The organism is Vibrio sp. 1249-1, from assembly GCF_033340495.1.
In genome coordinates, this window is the sequence record NZ_JAWOWJ010000720.1 from 1 (window position 1) to 630 (window position 630).

General features: G+C 46.2%; 1 protein-coding gene. It reads right to left on the reverse strand.

Annotation, left to right across the window (positions count from 1 at the left end; all coding sequences use genetic code 11):
- Positions 1–65: 65 nt before the first annotated feature.
- Positions 66–630 (reverse strand): MucB/RseB C-terminal domain-containing protein (locus R7Z50_RS28545; protein ID WP_318149886.1); only part of this gene is annotated, 565 nt, incomplete at its 5' end.

Below are 630 nucleotides of genomic sequence, written 5' to 3' on the forward strand. Positions count from 1 at the left end.
TAAATCTATCTCGTACTGCTTACCGTGACGCTCTACTCCGGTCACGGTAGCCAACGCAGTCATCATTATTGCTTACTCTTTGTTACATTAAATGTGACAGATTGAGCAATGCGCTGCGCCGTAGCTGGCGGAATATCTCCGACCACCGAGATTTCATAATCACCATTCACAAAACTGTGTAAGGTTCTACGGCCTTGACGAACCAGTTGTCCTTTTAATGAATGCTCATCTTTGTTTGCTACGTAAACAGAGAAGTTGAACAAGCCATCAGAATACAACTGACTTTCTACCATTTGGTCTGTTGATGCCATACGGTAGCGATTGAGATCGTTTGGATGAAAACCGTCTGGAGTCCAGCCCACAGTCCAATTGCTCGTGCCAATTTCACCTTTCGGCATTGTAAGCACAGCAGGAAGTTGAACGTCTTCAAGGCCGCTCATCAACTCTGCAATTTTAGGGTTTACTGTGTAAGAGATCGTGCGGTATTGCTCTAGCATCTCGCCATCACGATCGACAAGATCGGCGCGAAGTGGCAATTTGCTCTTTTCGTCAATCCAAAGGACATAGGAATAACGTAGTCCGTCTTTCGGCACAATGCGTAATACCTGAGTTGGAACACCGGCTTCACGC